At 58.2% G+C, this 20,009-nt stretch carries 20 protein-coding genes; 11 read left to right on the plus strand and 9 right to left on the minus strand.

The window, feature by feature from the left end; translation table 11 throughout:
• Positions 1-42 precede the first annotated feature (42 nt).
• The 4 genes from BM403_RS12275 to BM403_RS12290 are packed head-to-tail and all read left to right on the plus strand — an operon-like array spanning position 43 to position 3,864.
• Positions 43-1,239: a glycosyltransferase 87 family protein gene (locus BM403_RS12275; RefSeq protein WP_093542929.1), complete on the plus strand. Its 1,197-nt coding sequence runs from the start codon at positions 43-45 to the stop codon at positions 1,237-1,239.
• On the plus strand, positions 1,236-2,177 hold the full coding sequence (locus BM403_RS12280) for an NAD-dependent epimerase/dehydratase family protein (RefSeq protein WP_093542931.1): 942 nt from the start codon (positions 1,236-1,238) through the stop codon (positions 2,175-2,177). Before BM403_RS12275 ends, BM403_RS12280 begins: the two co-directional genes overlap by 4 nt.
• 2 nt (positions 2,178-2,179) lie before the next feature.
• A complete protein-coding gene (locus BM403_RS12285; RefSeq protein WP_093542933.1) occupies positions 2,180-3,469 on the plus strand; it encodes an NAD(P)/FAD-dependent oxidoreductase in 1,290 nt (429 codons plus the stop codon).
• The gene (locus tag BM403_RS12290; RefSeq protein WP_093542935.1) at positions 3,463-3,864 is read left to right on the plus strand and encodes a GtrA family protein; all 402 of its coding nucleotides are present in this window, start codon (positions 3,463-3,465) and stop codon (positions 3,862-3,864) included. Before BM403_RS12285 ends, BM403_RS12290 begins: the two co-directional genes overlap by 7 nt.
• Positions 3,865-3,967: 103 nt before the next feature.
• Here BM403_RS12290 and BM403_RS12295 read toward each other — a convergent pair whose 3' ends face one another.
• From BM403_RS12295 to BM403_RS12305, 3 genes are all read right to left on the minus strand, one after another.
• Positions 3,968-4,243 (minus strand): hypothetical protein, encoded by a 276-nt coding sequence (locus tag BM403_RS12295; RefSeq protein WP_093542937.1) that lies wholly within the window; start codon positions 4,241-4,243, stop codon positions 3,968-3,970.
• 89 nt (positions 4,244-4,332) lie between these two features.
• A complete protein-coding gene (locus tag BM403_RS12300; RefSeq protein ID WP_093542939.1) occupies positions 4,333-5,925 on the minus strand; it encodes an ArnT family glycosyltransferase in 1,593 nt (530 codons plus the stop codon).
• An 87-nt stretch (positions 5,926-6,012) separates the two neighbouring features.
• Positions 6,013-6,978 (minus strand): arsenic resistance protein, encoded by a 966-nt coding sequence (locus BM403_RS12305; protein WP_093542941.1) that lies wholly within the window; start codon positions 6,976-6,978, stop codon positions 6,013-6,015.
• Between the two features lie 173 nt (positions 6,979-7,151).
• On the opposite strand from BM403_RS12305, the gene BM403_RS12310 reads away from it, so the two are divergent.
• Together BM403_RS12310 and BM403_RS12315 are read left to right on the plus strand one after the other, a co-directional pair.
• Positions 7,152-8,105 carry an alpha/beta hydrolase family protein gene (locus BM403_RS12310; protein WP_012721737.1) on the plus strand — a complete coding sequence of 318 codons (954 nt, stop codon included), beginning with the start codon at positions 7,152-7,154 and terminating at the stop codon, positions 8,103-8,105.
• Positions 8,106-8,108: 3 nt separating this feature from the next.
• The gene (locus BM403_RS12315) at positions 8,109-8,522 is read left to right on the plus strand and encodes a hypothetical protein (protein ID WP_012721736.1); all 414 of its coding nucleotides are present in this window, start codon (positions 8,109-8,111) and stop codon (positions 8,520-8,522) included.
• A 118-nt stretch (positions 8,523-8,640) separates the two neighbouring features.
• Here the strand turns inward: BM403_RS12315 and gabP are convergent, their stop codons facing one another.
• A complete protein-coding gene (gene gabP / locus BM403_RS12320) occupies positions 8,641-10,032 on the minus strand; it encodes a GABA permease (RefSeq protein ID WP_046034626.1) in 1,392 nt (463 codons plus the stop codon).
• A 554-nt stretch (positions 10,033-10,586) separates the two neighbouring features.
• On the opposite strand from gabP, the gene BM403_RS12325 reads away from it, so the two are divergent.
• The 5 genes from BM403_RS12325 to BM403_RS12345 all read left to right on the plus strand — a co-directional run bounded on the left by BM403_RS12325 (position 10,587) and on the right by BM403_RS12345 (position 14,750).
• Positions 10,587-11,360: an ABC transporter ATP-binding protein gene (locus BM403_RS12325; protein ID WP_012721734.1), complete on the plus strand. Its 774-nt coding sequence runs from the start codon at positions 10,587-10,589 to the stop codon at positions 11,358-11,360.
• 13 nt (positions 11,361-11,373) lie between these two features.
• Positions 11,374-12,126 (plus strand): ABC transporter substrate-binding protein, encoded by a 753-nt coding sequence (locus BM403_RS12330; protein WP_003187758.1) that lies wholly within the window; start codon positions 11,374-11,376, stop codon positions 12,124-12,126.
• Between the two features lie 74 nt (positions 12,127-12,200).
• A complete protein-coding gene (locus BM403_RS12335) occupies positions 12,201-12,893 on the plus strand; it encodes an ABC transporter permease (RefSeq protein ID WP_093542943.1) in 693 nt (230 codons plus the stop codon).
• Complete coding sequence (locus tag BM403_RS12340; RefSeq protein WP_012721732.1) at positions 12,893-13,582, plus strand: ABC transporter permease; 690 nt, start codon at positions 12,893-12,895, stop codon at positions 13,580-13,582. Before BM403_RS12335 ends, BM403_RS12340 begins: the two co-directional genes overlap by 1 nt.
• Complete coding sequence (locus tag BM403_RS12345; protein ID WP_093542945.1) at positions 13,563-14,750, plus strand: methyltransferase; 1,188 nt, start codon at positions 13,563-13,565, stop codon at positions 14,748-14,750. The genes BM403_RS12340 and BM403_RS12345 overlap by 20 nt, the downstream gene beginning before the upstream one ends.
• Before the next feature lie 241 nt (positions 14,751-14,991).
• Here the strand turns inward: BM403_RS12345 and bcsQ are convergent, their stop codons facing one another.
• The 5 genes from bcsQ to BM403_RS12370 form a co-directional block, all read right to left on the minus strand.
• Complete coding sequence (bcsQ, locus tag BM403_RS12350; RefSeq protein ID WP_093542947.1) at positions 14,992-15,927, minus strand: cellulose biosynthesis protein BcsQ; 936 nt, start codon at positions 15,925-15,927, stop codon at positions 14,992-14,994.
• A 176-nt stretch (positions 15,928-16,103) separates the two neighbouring features.
• Positions 16,104-17,228, minus strand: a complete 1,125-nt coding sequence (locus BM403_RS12355; protein ID WP_093542950.1) for an alginate O-acetyltransferase AlgX-related protein — start codon at positions 17,226-17,228, stop codon at positions 16,104-16,106.
• A gap of 12 nt (positions 17,229-17,240) precedes the next feature.
• Complete coding sequence (locus BM403_RS12360; RefSeq protein ID WP_093542952.1) at positions 17,241-18,656, minus strand: MBOAT family O-acyltransferase; 1,416 nt, start codon at positions 18,654-18,656, stop codon at positions 17,241-17,243.
• Positions 18,657-18,673: 17 nt separating this feature from the next.
• Positions 18,674-19,339, minus strand: coding sequence for a cell division protein FtsQ (locus BM403_RS12365; RefSeq protein ID WP_093542954.1), 666 nt, complete (start codon positions 19,337-19,339; stop codon positions 18,674-18,676).
• Positions 19,339-20,004 (minus strand): SGNH/GDSL hydrolase family protein, encoded by a 666-nt coding sequence (locus BM403_RS12370; RefSeq protein ID WP_028615346.1) that lies wholly within the window; start codon positions 20,002-20,004, stop codon positions 19,339-19,341. The genes BM403_RS12365 and BM403_RS12370 overlap by 1 nt, the downstream gene beginning before the upstream one ends.
• Positions 20,005-20,009: the final 5 nt, after the last annotated feature.

Raw genomic sequence — 20,009 nt, forward strand, 5'->3', positions numbered from 1 at the left:
TTTCCTCTTCAGGCGGGCTTTCGACAGGGCAGCATTTTAAACATGAATCATCCAAAAAAAATCAACTCAACCTTGTTTTTTATATTCATATTAGCGTTCACTTTCCTTTGCTTTTTTTATTATGACGATCTCTGGTCTGCGTTAGGGGTCCAAATAGTCAAACCTATCTTTAATGACTCCCGAGTCATCACTGCTGGCGCAGAGTCTTACTACCAAGGGTTCGATCCCTTGGTCAGTAATCCGATGATGTGGTCGAAAAATCCGATGAACTATCCAAGAGTCTGGCACACTCTTTTTTACTTTGGCCTCAACCAAAGCCATACAATGTTGATCGGCTATTTAATGCTGGCCTGTTATTTGGTGGCCGTTTTCCTTCTACTAAAGGTGAGTCGAAATACTCTTACCCATTTCCTGATTACCTGCTGTGCGCTCTCACCTGCAGCTATGCTGGGTGTCGAAAGAGGAAATATTGACTTATTAATCTTCCTGATGGTCACGGTCGCTGCTGTTTATGTAAATAAACGACCACTGCTCACCGCAATAATTCTGATTGCTTCAACTGTCTTGAAGATATTTCCTCTTTTCTGCCTGCCTATCATTGTCATGGCATCAACAAAAAAGAACCTGATCAGAATTTTTATCATCTCGACACTTGCCTGCCTGGCGTACTTTGCTTTCACTTATCAGGACTTGATCCTGATAAGCAACTCCACACCCCGAGCCGGGGACATCTCCTACGGTAGAAGCGTTTTCGCAAACCGCATGAAGGGTAATATTCCGGCAGAGTTCTCAATCTATGTTGATATCGTCATCAACACGTTATTCCTGGTCGCAACAGCGTGCGCATATTTCATCAGTAAAAAACTGCTGCTGAGCAACTCAGAAGAACTCAACGCCTTGGAAGGCAAAGGTTTTTTTCTTGCTGGCGCACTCATTTATATCGGAACCTTTTTTATCGGGAACAACTGGGACTACCGGTTAATCTTCCTGATGCTGACGGTTCCGACACTCGTCTCCTCATTAAAATTATTCTCAAGCAGCACCGCTCGCCTCTGCACAAAGATCTTTATTACGGCGCTACTACTATCATTCTGGTATCTCTTTTTTGCGAGATACCTGAATGACTATACACAGGCGCGGATCGCCCTTTATTGCTTTGACGAGTCCGTAGATTGGATCATTTATATTTTGTGCCTTTCTTTCGTCTTTAAATTCCTGAGCCTTGGTTTTAAAAAATGAACTTGAACAGTAAAATCGTACTGCCAGGCGGGGCAGGTTTAGTGGGCCAGAATCTAATAGCCAGGCTGATAGCGAAGGGCTACACTCATATAGTAGTGCTTGATAAACATCGGGCAAATCTTGCTACGCTTAAAAAAATCCAGCCAACGATCAACGCTATCTACGCCGACTTGGCGGTGGCGGGCGACTGGCAACAGCACTTCTCCGGCGCCGACGCGGTTGTCATGCTTCAAGCCCAGATTGGCGGAAACGATTTTCAGGAATTTGTGCGTAACAACATAGATTCCACGCGGCTCATTCTTGAGCAGATAAAAATCAATAACATCCCACATCTCGTACACATCAGCTCTTCAGTCGTCGTGTCGGTGGCCGATGACTTTTACACACAAACCAAGAAAACGCAGGAGGAGATGGTACTAGAGAGCGGTATCCCCTGCCCGATACTGCGCCCTACGTTGATGTTTGGGTGGTTTGACCGAAAGCATCTTGGCTGGCTGTCTCGTTTCATGAAAAAGGTCCCCGTATTCCCCATACCCGGCCACGGGCGTTATATGAGACAACCTTTATATGTCGGGGATTTCTGCACTATTATAATCAGCTGCCTGGAGTCGCCTTCAGCCACCGGAATATTTAATATCTCGGGGCACGAAAAAGTTGACTATATTGATATCATTCGCGAAATCAAGCGAGCTACAAAAGTCAATACAATCATCGCGCGCATTCCCTATACACTTTTTTATGGGTTGCTTTGGGTCTGGGGGCTCTTTGATAAAAACCCTCCCTTTACCACGCAGCAGCTCGCGGCATTAAGTGCAAAAGACGAATTTGAAATTATCGATTGGCCGACACTATTCAATGTTTCTTATACTCCATTCTCTCAAGCTGTGGACGAAACATTCAATCATCCGATTTATAGCAAGGTAGAACTGGAGTTTTGAGCATGGGACAACGCATTGCCGTACTAGGCGCAGGCCCCATGGGCCTTGCTGTGGCCTACCAACTGGCAAAGGATGGGCATACGCCAATTTTGTTTGAGGCGGACGATCGTGTCGGTGGGATGACGGCATGTTTTGACTTCGGCGGCTTGGAAATCGAACGTTACTACCACTTTCATTGCACTTCAGACCACGCGTTTCTGGCAATGTTGGATGAGCTGGGTATTGCCGGAAAAATGCGCTGGGTCGAAACCAAAATGGGTTATTGGTACCAAAATCGTCTACAGCCTTGGGGCAACCCCGTTGCCTTACTGAAGTTTCGCGGCCTCGGATTGATCGCCAAGATTCGTTATGGTCTACACGCGTTCCTGTGTACGAAACGAAGCGACTGGACTCCATTGGATAACGTTGAAGCATCAGGATGGATTCGTCGCTGGGTCGGCGAGGAAGCTTGGGAAGTCTTGTGGCGTCGCCTGTTTGACTACAAATTCTACAACTATGCAAGCGGACTGTCGGCCGCATGGATATGGAGTCGAATTCGTCGGATTGGCCGCTCTCGATACAGCCTGTTCCGAGAAAAGCTGGGCTACCTCGAGGGCGGCTCAACTACGCTGTTACAAGCCATGAAAGCGGAAATCGAGTCGCTTGGCGGCGAGGTCCGCCTGGGTGCAAAGGTCGATTGCGTACACATTAGCGATGGCCAGGTTAATAGCGTTGAAATCGCTGGAGTACAGCACGCCTTCGATAAGGTGATAAGCACCATTCCGCTACCCTATGTGCCGCAGATCATGCCCGGTCTACCCATCGAGATACACGAAAAATTCCGCGCACTCAAAAATATCGCCGTCGTTTGTGTAATTGTAAAGTTGCGCAAGGCACTCACCGAAAACTTCTGGCTGAACACAAATGATCCAGAAATGGATATTCCAGGGCTGGTCGAGTACTCAAACCTCCGCCCACTGGATCAACCTATAATCTATGTTCCGTTCTACATGCCTGGCGAACACCAAAAGTTTTCTGATCCAGACGAAGTTTTTATTGCAAAGGTTCGTCAATACCTACAAAAAATCAACCCAACACTCACGGCTGACGATTTTATTGACATTCGTGCGAGCCGTTATCGTCATGCACAACCCATATGCGATCCGGGTTACTTGGAACATCTACCCCCGGCAGCATTGCCGGTTCGAGGGCTATGGGTTGCAGACACCTCCTACTACTATCCTGAAGACCGGGGAATCTCCGAAAGTATTGGTTTCGGTAGACAATTGGCCAAGGATGCTAGCGCGTGCTAAGCGAATTTAGATCAAAGCAATTCTTGATGTTTTTATTGGTTGGCGGCTTTGCCGCAGGCGTAAACTTTGGCTCGCGAATCCTTTATAGTTATTGGATAAGCTTTTCAGCATCCGTCGTAGCGGCCTACATAACAGGGATGATAACGGCCTTCCTGCTGTCCCGGCTATTTGTCTTCACGCAAAGCACCCAGGCAGTTCGACACTCCATTATGTATTTCATACTGGTCAACGTGGTTGCGATTATACAGACTTTAGCTATTAGCCTTTTCCTTGCCTATTCCGTATTACCTGCATTAGGCGTCACACACTTCGTCAAAGAGATATCTCACGCCGTGGGTGTCATCGTCCCCGTGTTCACCAGTTATCTTGGCCATAAGCACTGGTCATTCAAGTAATGACTGACATAGCCTGCCAATGAAACACATAAAACCCGCTTGATGCGGGTTTTTTGATACCCGTGTTTTATAGAATCGATCAAAGATAACCGTGGATCGCCAATCACCCCCGATCCCACATCAACGTAAACACCGCCACCCGCTCCTGATCGGAAATCTGAAACCCCCGCGCCTCCACCCGATCAATCCAACCCTGCGCCGACAACCTCTCCCCAAAGCGCACCAGTCGCCCGTAGCGCTTGAAGACAGCCCTCAACACGTTGATCATCGCCGGGTAGCTGCAGCCACCGTCGAAGCAAATGCTCAACCGGCCAAATCGGGAGCGGCCGATCACGTGGCCACCGTCAGGCCGCTTAACGTCGTTTTTTGTCATATCCATGATGCTTCCAGTACGACAACGCGAAAAAACAGCACAACTGAATGACCAGTCGGTCACTCAGCTGGCCGAACATACAGCAAGTGGCTGATTCATTTCAGCAAAAACACCATCAGCGGGTTGTCGTTCAACCGCCCTTCAAAGCTTGGAGCCAGATGCTCCAGAGGCGTTCCGTACAGCAGCTCAGTTTCCTTACGCGCCACTATCACCCAGGCCGGTCGGGGCAAGTCCCCCAGTTGCTCAAGCGCTTTACTGCCGATAAATACCGGTTGCTCGTCGTGATCCAGGTTCATCATGTAGCGCACCGCCCAAGTGTCCCGACCCAGGTTGATAAACACCAGCGGACCCGGCTGCTCGGCACGCAGCGCCTCTACCTGGCCAACAAACTGCCGGGTATCGAATTGCAGATCCTTGGCCGGCTCCACCACCGCCACCAACAGCAGCCATTGCGCCGCCAATGCAATCAGGCTGAGCCAAACCAAACGGCCAATCCGACGCCAGGCGACCAGCGCCGCCACTTGCAGCACCACCAGCACGCCGATCAGCAACGGTAACGAAACGTTTGGCCAATAGCCATGCTTCTGCCAGGCATGCCGACAGACAAAGACCACCACCACGCACAACGCCGGCAGCGCCGCGACAAGCCCTTCGTAGCATCGGCGCACGCCCGCAAGCCACCCTTGCGCCTGCAGCAGCCCATAGGCTGCGACAGCCGCAAACATCGGCACCATGGGCAGGATGTAATAGGCGCGCTTGAAGTGCGGCACCGACAGCCCGAGCAGGATCATCAAGCCGCAGGCGCCGAGCCGCGCCACCAAGTGCAGAGTGCCCTCGAACCGCTCGGGCCAGCGGTGACGCAGGGCAATCATTGTGGCCAGCGCCAACGGCACCACCGGGAAGTAGCGGTACAAGCTCAGCTGGAAATAGAAATAGAACGGCTCGCCGATTTCATCGAGACGCCCGCCCACCTGCATCTTGAACACCTCATCGGCAAATGCGTCACCCCCGCTGATGCGCGCCAACTTCATCAACAACCACCAACAGGCTGCCAACAGCACCAGGCCGACGCTGCCGTGGATCAGCACCTGCTTCACACGCTCTCCAGGCTTGCCCAGCGCCCAATACACGCACACCACACCGCAGACCTCGATCAAGCCCAACGGCCCACGTATCGCGAAGCCCAGAATGAACAGAGGGAATACCGCAAGCCGCCTCCAGCGACCACCGCTGTGCAGCAGGTAGAAACTGCCGACACAGAGCAACGCCACCATCTGGTCCAGGCACACCGAGCGGGATTTTTCGAGCAGTTGGGTGGTGAGCAAGGTCAACAACACCGTGAGCAGCGCCCACTGGCGATTAGCCGGAACCAGCAAGCGATAGATCACGGCCACCACCCCAGCGGAAGCCAGGGCGGTGGGCAGCACATTCGCCAGATGGTTGGGCGCCCCCAACAGTCGGGCAAACACCCAGCTGAAGAAGGTCGCGGTGCCGGGGTAATCCGCGTAAGGCTGCCCGTAGGTGGTCGGAAAAAGACTCGCACCATGGCGAAACATTTCTTGCAGGAACAGCGCCCAGCGGCCGTCAAATCCTTGGGGCTGCTGATCCCAGATTCCGAAGGTGAACAGCAATAGGGCGAACACAAAAATGCCCAGTGATTCCAGGCGAAAACGGCTGCGGTGATCCATCGGTTGACCTGTCAGGTAAGGGACGCCGACTTATGGTGCAGACCGCCCTGCTGAATAGCGCCTGAACAGACCTGAACATTCCCGCGTTTACCGACCTGCGGGCCATATCCACTGCGGGATCAACCGAACGTAAATCAACTCCCCAATGAGCTCGACCAGGGTTTGCAGGACCACCGCCGTCGCCGCCAACCCGCGTACATCCTCGGGCAAAGCCAATGCCAAGGGCAGTACCACCAGCGAGTTACGTGTCGACGCGCTGAACGTCACCGCCCGCGCCGTTACCGCAGGAAGCGCAAACAGCCGCGACGCCAGCGCCCCCATCAGCGGCGCCAGCAACACGAAGCCGATGTACACCGGGATCACCGGCAGCAACAGGTTGATATCCCGCACCACGGAGGTGATTTGCGAGCCGACCACCACAAACAACACCAGCGCCATCGCCGGCACCGGCAGCCACGCCCAGGCGCTGTTCCAGACACTGGCAATCGATGATCGCCGCGCCAGCACAGTCGTGACCACGGCCAGCAGCATCGGCACCACGATCAACAAGAGGAACGCCTCGATAAACGGCCGCGCCTCGACCACCCCCTCGGATTGCGCGCCGAGCATCAGGCCCAGATAGATCGGCAACAGCGCCAACTGCAGCAGCAACAGCACCGGCGTAGCCGCCAGCATCAACCGCGAATCCCCCTTACCGATGTGGGTAAACACCACCACGTAGTCGATGCAGGGCGTCAGCAACACCAGCAAAGCGCCCACGAGCAACGCCGGACGGCCCACGAGGCTTTGGGTCAATGCCCACACCAGTAACGGAACGAGAATAAAGTTGGCCAGCAGCAATGCCGACAGGAAGCGCTTGTTGCCCCAGCTTTGACGCAGGTCCAGAAACGGGATTTGCAGGAACATCGCATACATCAGCACCGCGATCGTGGGCGTGACCAGTGCGCTGAGGCTGTGGGCAAATGAGGGGGCGAGCAGGCCGAGAACGGCGGCCAGCAGCACGGCTGCGAAGTAGACCGGGATCTGGTTGTGTTCGAGGCTGTCGCGGGACATGAAGGCAGGCTCAGATGGATCGAAAGGTGGTCAGCCTAAGCATACGAGGTGGCAAGGTCGAGCACCCTGACAATCTCCGCGATCACGGTGCACGGAATTTGTTAAGTTCGACGTCTTATAAAAACGCGTGAGCCTGCATGCCCTCACCCGAGGCGTAAGGACCCAGTAGCGCCATGAACCTTCCAACCCGCCCCACCCCGCTAGCGTTCCACGAACCCGCCACCGACGGCTACTCCCTGGGCGGCTTCACCTGGCGCCACCTGCGCACCGACGTCGAACGCCCGGTCGTCATCATCAACGCCGCCACCTCCGTGCGCTGCCGCCACTACGCCCGCTTCGCCGACTACCTGTTCGCCAACGGCTTCGACGTCATCACCTACGACTACCGTGGCATCGGCGAATCTCGCAGCGGGTCGTTGCGGGGGTTCAACGCCTCGTGGTCGGATTGGGGCGTGCTGGATTTCGAGGCGATGCTGCAGCGAGCGCAGCGGGAGTTTCCAGGGCAGCCGATTGACGTCGTCGGCCACAGTTTTGGCGGCTGCGCGGCAGGGCTCGGCGCGTCGGGCGCGGTCATTCGGCGGATGGTGACAGTCGGTGCGCAGTTTGCGTACTGGCGCGACTATGCGGCGAGCGTGCGTTGGCGGATGTTTGCCAAGTGGCATGTGGTGATGCCGCTGGTGACGGCGCTGTGCGGGCACTTCCCCGGCAAGCGCCTGGGCTGGCTGGAAGACACGCCGGCGGGCGTGGTACGGGACTGGAGCACGCTGACGCCCAGGTATGAAACGCGCCCCAGTGGACGAGCGTTGGGTGAGCTGCCTTTCAGTCGTGTAAACGCGCAGATACTGGCCATCAGCATGACCGATGATCCGTTCGGGACAGTCGCGGCCATCGAGCGGCTACTGGGTTACTTCGACAGCAGTGAGCGCACACATCTGCGCATCGCCCCTGAAGACATCGGCGAAAAGGAAGTCGGACATTTCGCCTTTTTTCGCAGCGAGTATCAGGATCGGTTGTGGCCGATTGCACTGGAATGGCTTCAAAACGGGCAATTAACGGCGGATACCCTTGGGATTTCTGCCAACCTGCGCTTCAATACCCCACCCAGATCCAGCATTCCAGGACGTTGAGCCATGGCCTCGCCGAACAAGCAGCAAAAACGCGCCCACCGGGCAAAGGCCAAGGCCAAGCAAAACCGTACCCAACGCGCTGTCGCGACCAAGCCGGACGCGTTTGCCGGGGATGACAGCCGCATCGACCTTGAGTCAGTGGATTTGACCGAGCTGTTCGTGGAGATGCGCACCGCAGGCGAGATCAGCCAGCAGGCATTGTGTGCCGTGTTCCTGGCTCACCCGTTGCTGGCGCTGGTGCTGGAACAGGAAGGCGAGGAGGAAGCCACCGACTTCATTCTTGCGGCACTGATCGAGTATCGGCAGTGGGCCACGGACACCGACGATGAAGCCGCCGCGCTGGCGTGGATCGAGTCGCCGCAGTTCCAGGCGGATTACGTGGCGGCATCACAGGCGCTGACCAGTTCCCAGGACTGATACAAAACCAAATGTGGGAGGGGGCTTGCCCCCGATTGAGGTAGATCAGCCAGCACATCTGACGCTGACACACCGCAATCGGGGGCAAGCCCCCTCCCACATTTTTTACCGCATTTCGTCAGTTCAATACCGCAGCGCCAACCCTCTGCGCCTTGCGACGGCTTGATACAAACAGTCCCGCAGCCACCACCAGCAAACTCAGCACGCCGGTCGCGATGATCTCGACCCGGTGCGCTTCCTGGAACAGCATGATGGTCAGCGTACCCACGATGAACACCATCACCGCGTAAGTCAGGCCCGGGAACAGCCACATCTTGAAGACGATCTTCTCGCCCGCCGCCGTGCGCTTCTGGCGCATGCGCAGTTGCGACACCGCAATCACCAAGTACACCAGCAACGCGATGGCGCCGGAACTGGCCAGCAGGAACTCGAACACGGCCGCCGGAGCCACGTAGTTGGCGAATACCGCCAGGAACGCGGCGCCGGTGGACAACAACACTGCCCAATAAGGCGTGCCGCTCTTGTTGGTGCGCTTGGCCACGGCCGGTGCATCACCGCGACGGCCCAGGGAGAACAGCATGCGCGAAGCGGTGTACAGCGCCGAGTTCAAGCAGCTGGTTACGGCAACCAGCACCACCAGGTCGACGATCAGCTTGGCGTTCGGAATGCCCATGCGTTCCAGCACAGTCTGGTAGGAACCTACGGCCGCCAAGGTCGGATCGTTCCAAGGGACCAGGGACACCACGATGAAGATCGACAGCAGGTAGAACAAACCAATCCGCCAGATCACCGAGTTGGTGGCCTTGGTGATCTGCTGGCCTGGGTTCTTCGATTCAGCGGCGGCGATGGTGACGATCTCGGTGCCCATGAACGAGAACATGGTGGTGAGGATCGCGGCCAGTACGGCGCCCATGCCATTTGGCATAAAGCCTTGGGTGTCGAACAGGTGCGAAACACCACTGACCTGGCTGGTCGGCAGGAAGCCGAAAATCGCGGCCAGGCCAAGGATTACAAAGCCCACGATCGCCACGACCTTGATCAACGCAAACCAGAACTCGAACTCGCCGTAGTTCTTCACGCTGAATAGATTGGTGGCCGTCAGCAGTAAGGTGATGATCAGGGTAAAGGCCCAAATGGCCACATCCGGGAACCAGGCGTGCAGGATGGTCGCGGCTGCGTTGGCTTCCAACGGAATCACCAGCACCCAGAACCACCAGTACAACCAACCGATCGTAAACCCGGCCCAATGACCGATTGCGCGGTCGGCGTAAGTGGAGAACGACCCGGTGTCAGGTGACGCGACGGCCATTTCGGCCAGCATGCGCATCACCAATACCACCAGTGTGCCCGCAGCGGCATACGCCAGCAGTACGGCCGGGCCGGCGGCGGCAATCGCGTGGCCGGAGCCGACAAACAGACCGGCACCGATGACGCCGGCAATCGAGAGCATGGTGACGTGACGCGGTTTGAGCCCCTGTTCGAGGTCATTGGAGCTTTGCGTACTACTCATTGACACACCTTTACGAGGAATTGCGAAAACGGTCGGCCCGGCCCGGGATCTTTCTCGTGAAAAGAAACCAACGGGGCGTTCTTTATTTTTTACGCAATATTTGCGCCAAAATGTTACAGGGCCACGATTGACGCGGGCTGCAGGACGATTCAACAACCATCGCAAGTCATTGAGAACAATGGCATTCCGCTATAGCGTTACCGTGCGACTCACATTCAAGACGAATAAACGCACCATAAACACACACAAAAAGTACGTGACGCCCCACAAAAGGGCTGATACGCACCGTTTGCCCGGTTAACCCTTCCAACACCCGGCCAAAGCTGGCACCATCGCGCCCTTTTTACGCGAAGCCCGCGATTTTTCGGGTTCAAACGGTTGTTCGGTTGTTGATGGCGCGACACGCTGCTGTGCCGATGCGACACCCTGCCGCACACCACCTGTTTACCCCAAGCCACGCTGTTGGCTGCTATCAAGACGCTATGCTAGCTTGGCGCCTCGCCAGGAAGGCGGCCCAACAGCGAAGATCGCAATGAACACAATGAGGACCCCACATGGCCGAGGCCACGCCCGCGCTTGAAATCCGCAACTTGCATAAACGCTATGGTGAGCTGGAGGTACTCAAAGGTATCTCGCTCACCGCTCGCGACGGCGATGTGATCTCGATCCTGGGTTCCTCCGGTTCCGGCAAGTCCACCTTCCTGCGCTGCATCAACCTGCTGGAAAACCCGCACCAGGGCCAGATCCTGGTGGCCGGCGAAGAACTCAAGCTCAAGGCCGCGAAAAACGGCGAGCTGATGGCCGCCGACGGCAAGCAGATCAACCGCCTGCGCAGCGAAATCGGTTTTGTGTTTCAAAACTTTAACCTGTGGCCGCACATGAGCATCCTCGACAACATCATCGAGGCCCCTCGCCGCGTGCTCGGCCAAAGCAAGGCCGAGGCCATCGAAGTGGCCGAAGCCCTGCTGGACAAGGTCGGCATCGCCGACAAACGCCATGCTTACCCGGCGCAATTGTCCGGCGGCCAGCAACAACGGGCGGCCATCGCGCGCACCCTGGCGATGCAGCCTAAAGTCATCCTGTTTGACGAACCCACTTCGGCCCTTGACCCGGAAATGGTTCAGGAAGTACTTAATGTGATCCGCGCGCTGGCCGAAGAAGGCCGCACCATGCTGCTGGTCACCCATGAAATGGGCTTTGCCCGCCAGGTGTCCAGTGAAGTGGTGTTCCTGCACCAAGGCCTGGTCGAAGAGCAAGGATCGCCACAGCAGGTGTTTGAAAACCCGCTTTCGGCGCGCTGCAAACAATTCATGTCCAGCAACCGCTAACGGAGCAACATGCATGCAGAACTATAAAAAATTCCTTCTGGCCGCGGCCGTCTCGATGGCGTTCAGCGCCACGGCCATGGCAGAAACCTTGAAAATGGGGATCGAAGCGGCCTACCCGCCGTTCAACAACAAAGACGCCAGCGGCAACGTCGTGGGCTTCGACAAAGACATCGGCGACGCCCTGTGCGCCAAGATGAAAGTCGAAAAGTGCGAAGTGTATGTGTCCGACTGGGACGGCATCATCCCGGCCCTGAACGCCAAGAAATTCGACTTCCTGGTGTCCTCGCTGTCGATCACCGATGAGCGCAAGCAAGCCGTCGACTTCACCGACCCGTACTACTCCAACAAGCTGCAGTTCATCGCGCCGAAAGCCACCGCCGATTTCAAGACTGACGCGGCTTACTTGAAAGGCAAGGTCATCGGTGCACAGCGTGCGACCTTGGCCGGCACCTACCTGGAAGACAAGCTGCCTGACACCGAAGCCAAGCTTTATGACACCCAGGAAAACGCCTACCTCGACCTGACCTCCGGTCGCCTCGACGGCATCCTCGCCGACAAGTACGTGCAGTACGAATGGCTCAAGAGCAAAGACGGTTCCGCCTACGAGTTCAAAGGTGATCCGGTGGTCGAAAGCGACAAGATCGGTATCGCTGTACGCAAGGGCGACCCACTGCGCGAGCGCCTGAACAAAGCCCTGGCAGAGATCAAGGCGGACGGCACCTACAAGAAGATCAACGACAAGTACTTCCCTTTCAGCATCGAATGATCTGAACGGTATGCCCGACGCGCTCAGTTGAGCGCGTCGGCTTTTTGCACTGCCTGCCGCGATATGAAAACACCATGAATTTCGATCTCTACGGATTCGGCCCGGCGCTTGCCGCTGGCGCGCTGATGACCGTCAAACTGGCGCTCACGGCCCTGTGCCTGGGGCTGATGCTCGGCCTGGCCGGTGCCTTGGCCAAGACTTCTGCGCACAAATCGCTGCAATGGGTGGGCGGAGCCTATTCGACCATCGTGCGTGGCGTGCCGGAACTGTTGTGGGTGCTGCTCATTTATTTCGGCACGATCAATGTGGTGCGCGAACTGGGTGAAGTTTTCGGCATCCCCGACCTTTCGCTCAGCGCCTTCGCCGCCGGGGTCATCGCCTTGGGGTTGTGCTACGGCGCCTATGCCACCGAGGTTCTGCGTGGCGCGATCATCGCCATCCCCAAGGGCCATCGCGAAGCCGGTTTGGCGCTGGGGCTGTCGAAAACCCGGATTTTCACCCGCCTGATCATGCCGCAGATGTGGCGCATCGCGCTGCCAGGCCTGGGTAACCTGTTCATGATCCTGATGAAGGACACTGCGCTGGTCACGGTCATCGGCCTGGAAGAAATCATGCGTCACGCGCAGATCGCGGTCACCGTTACCCGGCAACCCTTCACCTTCTATCTGGTCGCGGCCTTCATCTACCTGGGCCTGACCTCGCTGTCGATGGTCGGCATGCACTTCCTGGAACAACGCGCCGCCCGCGGCTTCGTGAGGACGACGTAATGGAATGGGAAGTCATCATCAAGTGGCTGCCAAAGTTTATCCAAGGTGCCATCCTGACCCTGGAACTGGTGGGCATCGCTGTCATTCTTGGCCTGATACTCGCGATTCCGCTGGGCGTCGCTCGTGCGTCCAAGCGTTGGTATGTGCGTTCGCTGCCCTACGCCTACATCTTTTTCTTCCGTGGCACACCGCTGCTGGTGCAACTGTTCCTGGTCTACTACGGCCTGGCCCAGTTCGATGCCGTGCGCACCAGCGCCATGTGGCCGTACCTGCGTGATCCGTTCTGGTGTGCCACGGCCACCATGACCCTCCACACCGCCGCGTACATCGCTGAGATCCTGCGCGGTGCGATCCAGGCTATTCCCCCGGGCGAGATCGAAGCCGCTCGCGCCCTGGGCATGTCCAAGCCGAAGACGTTGTTCTACATCATCCTGCCGCGCGCCGCGCGTATCGGCTTGCCTGCCTACAGCAACGAAGTGATCCTGATGCTCAAGGCCAGCTCGCTGGCGAGTACGGTAACGCTGCTTGAGCTGACCGGCATGGCCAGGACGATCATTGCGCGCAACTACCTGACAGTGGATATGTTCTTCACCGCTGGTGTGTTCTACCTGCTGATGTCGTACCTGCTGGTACGCGGCTTCAAACTGCTGGAACGCTGGCTGCGCGTTGATGCCTGTCAAGGACGTTGAGGCACGCTTCCAGGCGCTGGATGCATTCCTGACCGACCACCAAGGGCTGTGGAAACCACGGCCCTTTACGCACCTGTATTTACCTTGGGAAACCCAGCACCCCGAACTCGCCCAGTGGCTACGCCGACGCTCGTTAGCCGCTGCCGAAGCCAGCCACAATCAGCCCCACGACCTGGCGGCACCCGCGCCGTTTCCGCAGCTTGCCGCGCAAGCCCGGCAGCTCAGTGCTGTGGATAAGTTACCGATGCAGCCCTTGGCACCCGCTCGCCATCGCCTTAGCGTCGATGTACCTGGCCGTAAATGGGCACAAATCGAAGCGTTCGGCGCCGCGCTGCAGTTTGCGCAAAAGCCCGGGCACTGGCTGGACTGGTGTGCGGGAAAAGGCCATCTGGGTCGTCGCCTGTTGCAGGCAGATCAAGCATTGACCTGCCTGGAATACGACCCGGCGCTGATCGCCGCAGGCCAGGCCTTGAGCGAGCATCACGGCCTGCCCGTCACGCATTGCCTGCAAGACGTGATGGCCGCTGTGGCTATCGGCCCCGAACACACGCCCGTCGCCCTGCATGCCTGTGGCGACCTGCATGTACGCCTGCTGCACCTGGCCAGCGCCGCCGGCTGCAAACAGTTGGCGCTGGCGCCCTGCTGCTACAACCGCATCAACGCCCAGGCCTACCAGCCACTGTCCAGCGCCGGTCGTGCTTCACCCCTGCAACTGTCGATCGATGACCTCGGCCTGCCGCTGAGCGAAACCGTCACCGCGGGCAAACGGGTGCGTTTGCAGCGGGACACGTCCATGGCGCGACGCCTGGGTTTCGATCAACTGCAACGCCAGTTGCGTGGCTGTGACGAGTACCTGTCCACGCCGTCGCTGCCCGCGAGCTGGCTGGACAGGCCCTTCGCGGACTACTGCCACGCGCTGGCAAAGCTCAAAGGGTTATCCACAGACGAACAGGATTGGGCCGGTTTAGAGGCGTATGGCTGGCGACGCCTGGCAGAGGTCAGAAACCTGGAATTAGTACGTGGTCTGTTTCGGCGGCCGCTGGAGTTATGGCTGGTGCTGGATCGTGCACTGTTTCTCAGCGAAAACGGCTACAGGGTGGAAGTCGGCACCTTCTGCGAACCGGCCTTGACGCCGCGCAACTTGATGGTGCTTGCCGAGCGCGATTAAAGGGCGAAATTGTCGCGGCACAGCCTGTGGATAACTCTGTTGATGAATTCTTTACAGAGCCCGTAGCCATCTACGTTACAGGCCAAAAGCCAGGCTGGTCATTTTTTGTTCACAAAATAAAACGCACTCAAAACAGGCAGTTGCGGCGTGATGAGAACGCCTCCACACAACGGCTGTTTCGTGACATTGCCCTCCAACCGATTGTGCATAAGCATCTGGCGTTAAGCGAATAAAGCGCAATTTAAAGCCGTTTTTTACGTGCAATCAGCAGCCGGCAAAGCTCGGTGATATCGTCCCCCGCCAAGCTCAATGCCTGGCTATCCAATGGGTCGATACCAAACGCCAGGGCCTCGCTGATCGCCATATCGCGGTGCACCTCCAGAGGCTCTCTGGTGCCCAGGCGCTGCTTGAACGCCTCCACCATATCCAGGCTGAAGGCGTTGTCCTCATCCAGTTGGTTGATCACAAAGTGCACGTGCGGTGGGCGTTCGCGCTGAAGGTGCGGTGCCAACAGCCCGTCGAGTTGGTCCAGTGTGCCCAGGGAGGCCGCGTCGGCTTGGGCAATCACCAGCACCACGTCGGCCACGCTCAAGGCTTGATGGAAGTAGACGTTATTGCCGGCGGGGGTATCGATGATCACGGTATGACGGGCGCTCAGGCCCAATGCAGACAGACGCTGCGCCAACCAGTCCGGTTCATGTTTGAGCCAACGTTGCAGGTCGTCCTGCTGGCGCATATCGGTGTCGCCAAAGGTGATCACCCGACTGCCGACAAAGCCTGGCTGCTGGATATTGTCCCACTGCGCATTGCGCAGGCTCGTCGGGCCGATACCCGGCGAGGCGGGGCTGACACCGAAGTGCATCTGCAGGGCGTTCTGTGGGTCCAGGTCCACGGCGACCACCGACTCACCCAGGCGCTGCAAACCGCTGCTCAAGGCCGTCGCCAAGGTACTGCGCCCCACGCCGCCATTGACCGACACCAACGCCACCACACACGGACGTCGTACCCCCTTATCCACGGACTGGGACTGCGCCTGCGCACTGGGGGTTTGAGGGGGAAACGGGGTGCCGTCATCCACGGGAATGCTGCCAAAAAAATGCAGCCGCGCATCCAGCCCTTGGGCATCACGGCTGACGTCTTTGCCCAGCAGAACGAGAAGACCATCTGTAAAGCTCATAGCGGATTCCTCATCACGGCGAAGCTTAACGACGTGAAAAGGCCAGCTCATCCGGCTGCTTACCGCAGGTCTTTTTGTCGTCGCCCTTGTGCAGGCAGTCTGCTTCAAGCTCACAAAAGTGTCATTATTTTGATGCTTGTGCTGTTTATTTTTTAGACAAACGGACAATCGTCAAATTACTGGCCAATCGTGATGACATCGTATGGCGTTTGCAAATCGCGCTCTGGAATCTCCCAAATCAACAACTTAGGCGGGGTTTGCTTGAACGCCGGGCTGTCGAAGTACGCCTTGGCCGCACCGGAGAATTCGCCGCCGTCCTTGCTGAAATTGCCCACAGGCGCATTCAGGGCCTTTTGCAGGAAGCCGACAAAGTTGGAGTTACGCGAGAACGACGTGCCGATCAGCGCCACATTGGGCAGGCCGGCATCGCCAAACAGATCGTCGGCATTACTGGTCGCACCACCGGTTTCATGGGTCGTGCTGGCCGCGACCGATTCCCCTGGCGGCTGCAACGTGGGCGGCAACCAGTCGAGACCGGCCAGGCGCACCAAGTCGCCCGGACGCACGGCGAGCGGCGCCTGGGTGATGTCGAAGGTTTGCTCCGGCGTGGCCTTGATGCCGCGCTGCTGGGTACGCTGCGCCACGGCCTTGGCCCCCGCGTTGGAGCCGATTTCGCTCCAGTGGGTGTCGGTGCGCAGGTAGGCTTCGGCGCCCAGCGGTTTCAATGTTTCGGTGAGGTCCAACGCGGAAACGCCGGCGGCCTGCAACATGGCGGTCCAATCCCGCACCCGGTTATCGAGCACCGCCGGGCGGTACAGGCCACAGCGTTGGGCGGCGGCGATGCGGCTCTTGTCCGGCACCACCACCACTTGCAGGTCGATACCTTTTTGACCCAGTTGTTTTTGCAGGTCGATCACCGCCTGGGCCTTGGTCTGGGCATTGGCCTCGGCATGCCGGTTGATGCGCAGCTCATCGCTGATAAACAGCCAGCCGGGGCAACCCGGACGTACGCGCGGCCCGGTGTCGCCAAACGCCAGCCAGCTGCCGCCGCGCTCCAGGTGGGCGGCCTGGATCGCCATCGGCGCCTTGGCCAGTTCCTTGGCAAACCGATGGGTCAGGTCACCGTGCAGCAACATGTCGCTGTCGACCTTGGCCGGCACATAACTGATCGGCCCCTTCACCATCAGCCAAACGCAGGACAGCAGCCCCGCCGCCAAAAAGGGCACCAGCACCCAGGCCGCCAAGGGGCTGGTGCGAACGGCCAAGTCGCTCGGTGGAGTCGGCGCGGTAGGAGCAGGCATGGTCGGGCGTCCTTAGAACTGAAAGTACAGAAACGGTACGGCGTCGCGGCTGGCAATCAGCGCGAACGACAACACAAACCCGGCCACCGGCCACAGCGAGGCCGCCACCACAAACCACGGCTGGGTGCCGAAGCGCTGTTCGCAACGCACCTGCCAGATCGGCGCGATGATGCACACCAGCCCCAGCAACGCCGCCATGCCATGGGCCGGGCGCATGGCCACGGCCATCGCGTCACCCAAGGCCATGCCGTGCAGACCGAACTGGCCGGCGTACATGGTCAGTGCCGAATGGAAGTCCGGCGCGCGGAACAACGTCCAGGCCAGGCACACAAACAGCAGCGTGAGAACGTGCGACAGCACCGGCGGAATGCTCGGCAAGCTCGACCGCGACCATGCGCGGTCAACACACAGCGCCACGCCGTGGGCCGAACCCCACAGCAGGTAGTTCCAGCTGTCGCCGCCGTGCCACAACCCGGCAATCGCCATGGTCAGGAACAGGTTGCGGTAGGTGCGCCAGACGCCGTCACGGTTACCGCCCAGCGCGATGTACAGGTAGTCGCGCAGCCAGCTGGACAACGACAAGTGCCAACGCCGCCAGAAGTCCTGGATGCTGCTGGCCAGGTACGGCCGGTTGAAGTTTTCCGGGAAGTGGAAGCCCAGCATCAAGCCCAAGCCGATGGCCATGGCGCTGTAGCCGGCGAAGTCGAAAAACAGTTGCAGCGAATACGCCAAGCAACCGATCCAGGCGTCCACCAGGCTGGGGTTTTCCAGGTGGAAGGCAATGTCCACCAGCGGCGACAAGGTGTCGGCCACCAGCACTTTCATGCCCATGCCGATCATGAAGCGCCGTGCGCCCAGGGAGAAATTCGCCCAGTTGAAATACCGCTGGTTCAGCTCACGGCGGACCCAGTCGTAACGGATGATCGGGCCCGCAATCGAGTGCCCGAACATCGAGATATAGGTGGCGTAGTTAATGAAGCTGCGTTCCACCGGCACCGTATGACGGTGCACATCCACCAGGTAGGAAATCGCCTGCAACACGATGAACGACAAGCCCGCCGGCAAGGCCACGCGCTGCCAGTCCAGCGGCATCGCACCGTACCAGGTGATCACCTCGCTCACCGTGCCAGCGACGATGTTGGCGTACTTGTACCAACACAGCACGGCCGTGTTGAACACGATCAACGCGATCAACAGGCGCACCCGGCCTTTGCCGTCCTCACGGGAGCGGTCCACCAGCAAGCCGCCGACCCATGCCACCACGGTCAACACCATGTGCAGGAACAGGAACAACGGGCTCAACCAGCCGTAGAACAACCAGCTGCCGATCAACAGGATCACGTTGCGCCAGCTCGGACGAGCCAGGGCATAGATCAACAGGAAGGCCGGCAGGAACAGCGTGAGGAATTCGAGTGAGGCAAAGACCATAGTGGTGTCGGGCCCGATCAGTTAGCGAGTGCGTCAGAGGCGAACAGCAACTTCGAGCCTGTGTCTGAAGGAACGGCCAATACGCTGTAGCGCTCGCCCGCCTTGAGAGTGAACGTCAACGGCTGGCCCACCGGCGAGCCGGCGCATTTGAGCTGCACCGACAATTCCACCGGGTTGATCATGCGCCGCTGCACGGCACCTTCAGCGACCTTCTTGAACAGTTCGGCCTTTTGCGCCACGGCTTCCAGGCTGGCGTCGGCGCAGGTGGCGTCGGCGTTGATGAACGCCAGTGAGGCTTTGAGCGCATTGAAGTCGTCCGGCACTTCACGCACCACCAATTGGCGCGTGGCGCCCTTGGCATCGACGAGTGCAACCACCGTGGCGAATTCGCCCGGCGCCACTTTCACTGAGAAATCAGCGTTTTTGCCGCCGCTGCTCAATACGCCTTTGATCGGCTTGTCGCCGCCGACAACCGGCAGGAACGCCGACACGGGTTTGTCGCCGCTCAACACCAGGCTGGCCTTGGAACCGTCCGCCACCAGCTTCAATTCGCCAGGGGTGCCGTTGGCAAAACGCAGGAATGCTGCGTCTTGCTCCGGGCCGGTCGGGTACAGCGGGATGTCGGCACTGTAGGCGCTGACACTGGCGAGCAAGGTCGCCAGGCCCAGGGTCATCCGTTTCATTATTTGCTTCCTTTACCGTAGGCCGATGGCGGCAGGTCACCCAAGGCTGTACCGATGGCCTTGGCCCACTTCTGGTAGCCGTCGATGGTGAAGTGCTGGCCGTCGGTGGTGATCCACTCGCCTGGCTTCGAGAACGTCAGCGAGTCGATGTAGGTGCACGGCGCCACGTTACTGGCGAGGAACGACGACATCAGCTTGGTGCGGGTGTCGTCTTTCTTGTACTGCGAACCGACCTTGCCCCATGGCGGGCCGACCCACACGCACTTGGTGCCGGTGTCGGTGATGGCTTTGGTCAGCGAGGTCACGCTTTTCCAGGCCCAGGCTTTAGGGAACACCGGGTTGGTGTAGGAGCCCATGGTGTCGCCGATGATCAACACGACCACGTCGGGTTTGTCTTTGGCGATCAGCTCCTGGATCGGCGTGGTGCTCATGGCGTTTTTGCCATAGATCACGGCCTTGCCAGTGGGCGTGCGTTCGCCGCCGCATTCGACTTTTTTCGGCACAACCCAATCCGCCGCACCGGCACCGCACGCACCGATGGAGTGAACCACCGCGCCTTGCTTGGTGAGGTTGTCTTGCAGCGGGTTGAGCAACGAATCGGGAAAGCTCATATGACTTTCGCCCAATACCAGCATGGTTAGGCCGGCAATCGCAGAAACAGGCATGAATG

Source organism: Pseudomonas sp. OV546 (assembly GCF_900116845.1).
Lineage (GTDB): Bacteria > Pseudomonadota > Gammaproteobacteria > Pseudomonadales > Pseudomonadaceae > Aquipseudomonas > Aquipseudomonas petroselini.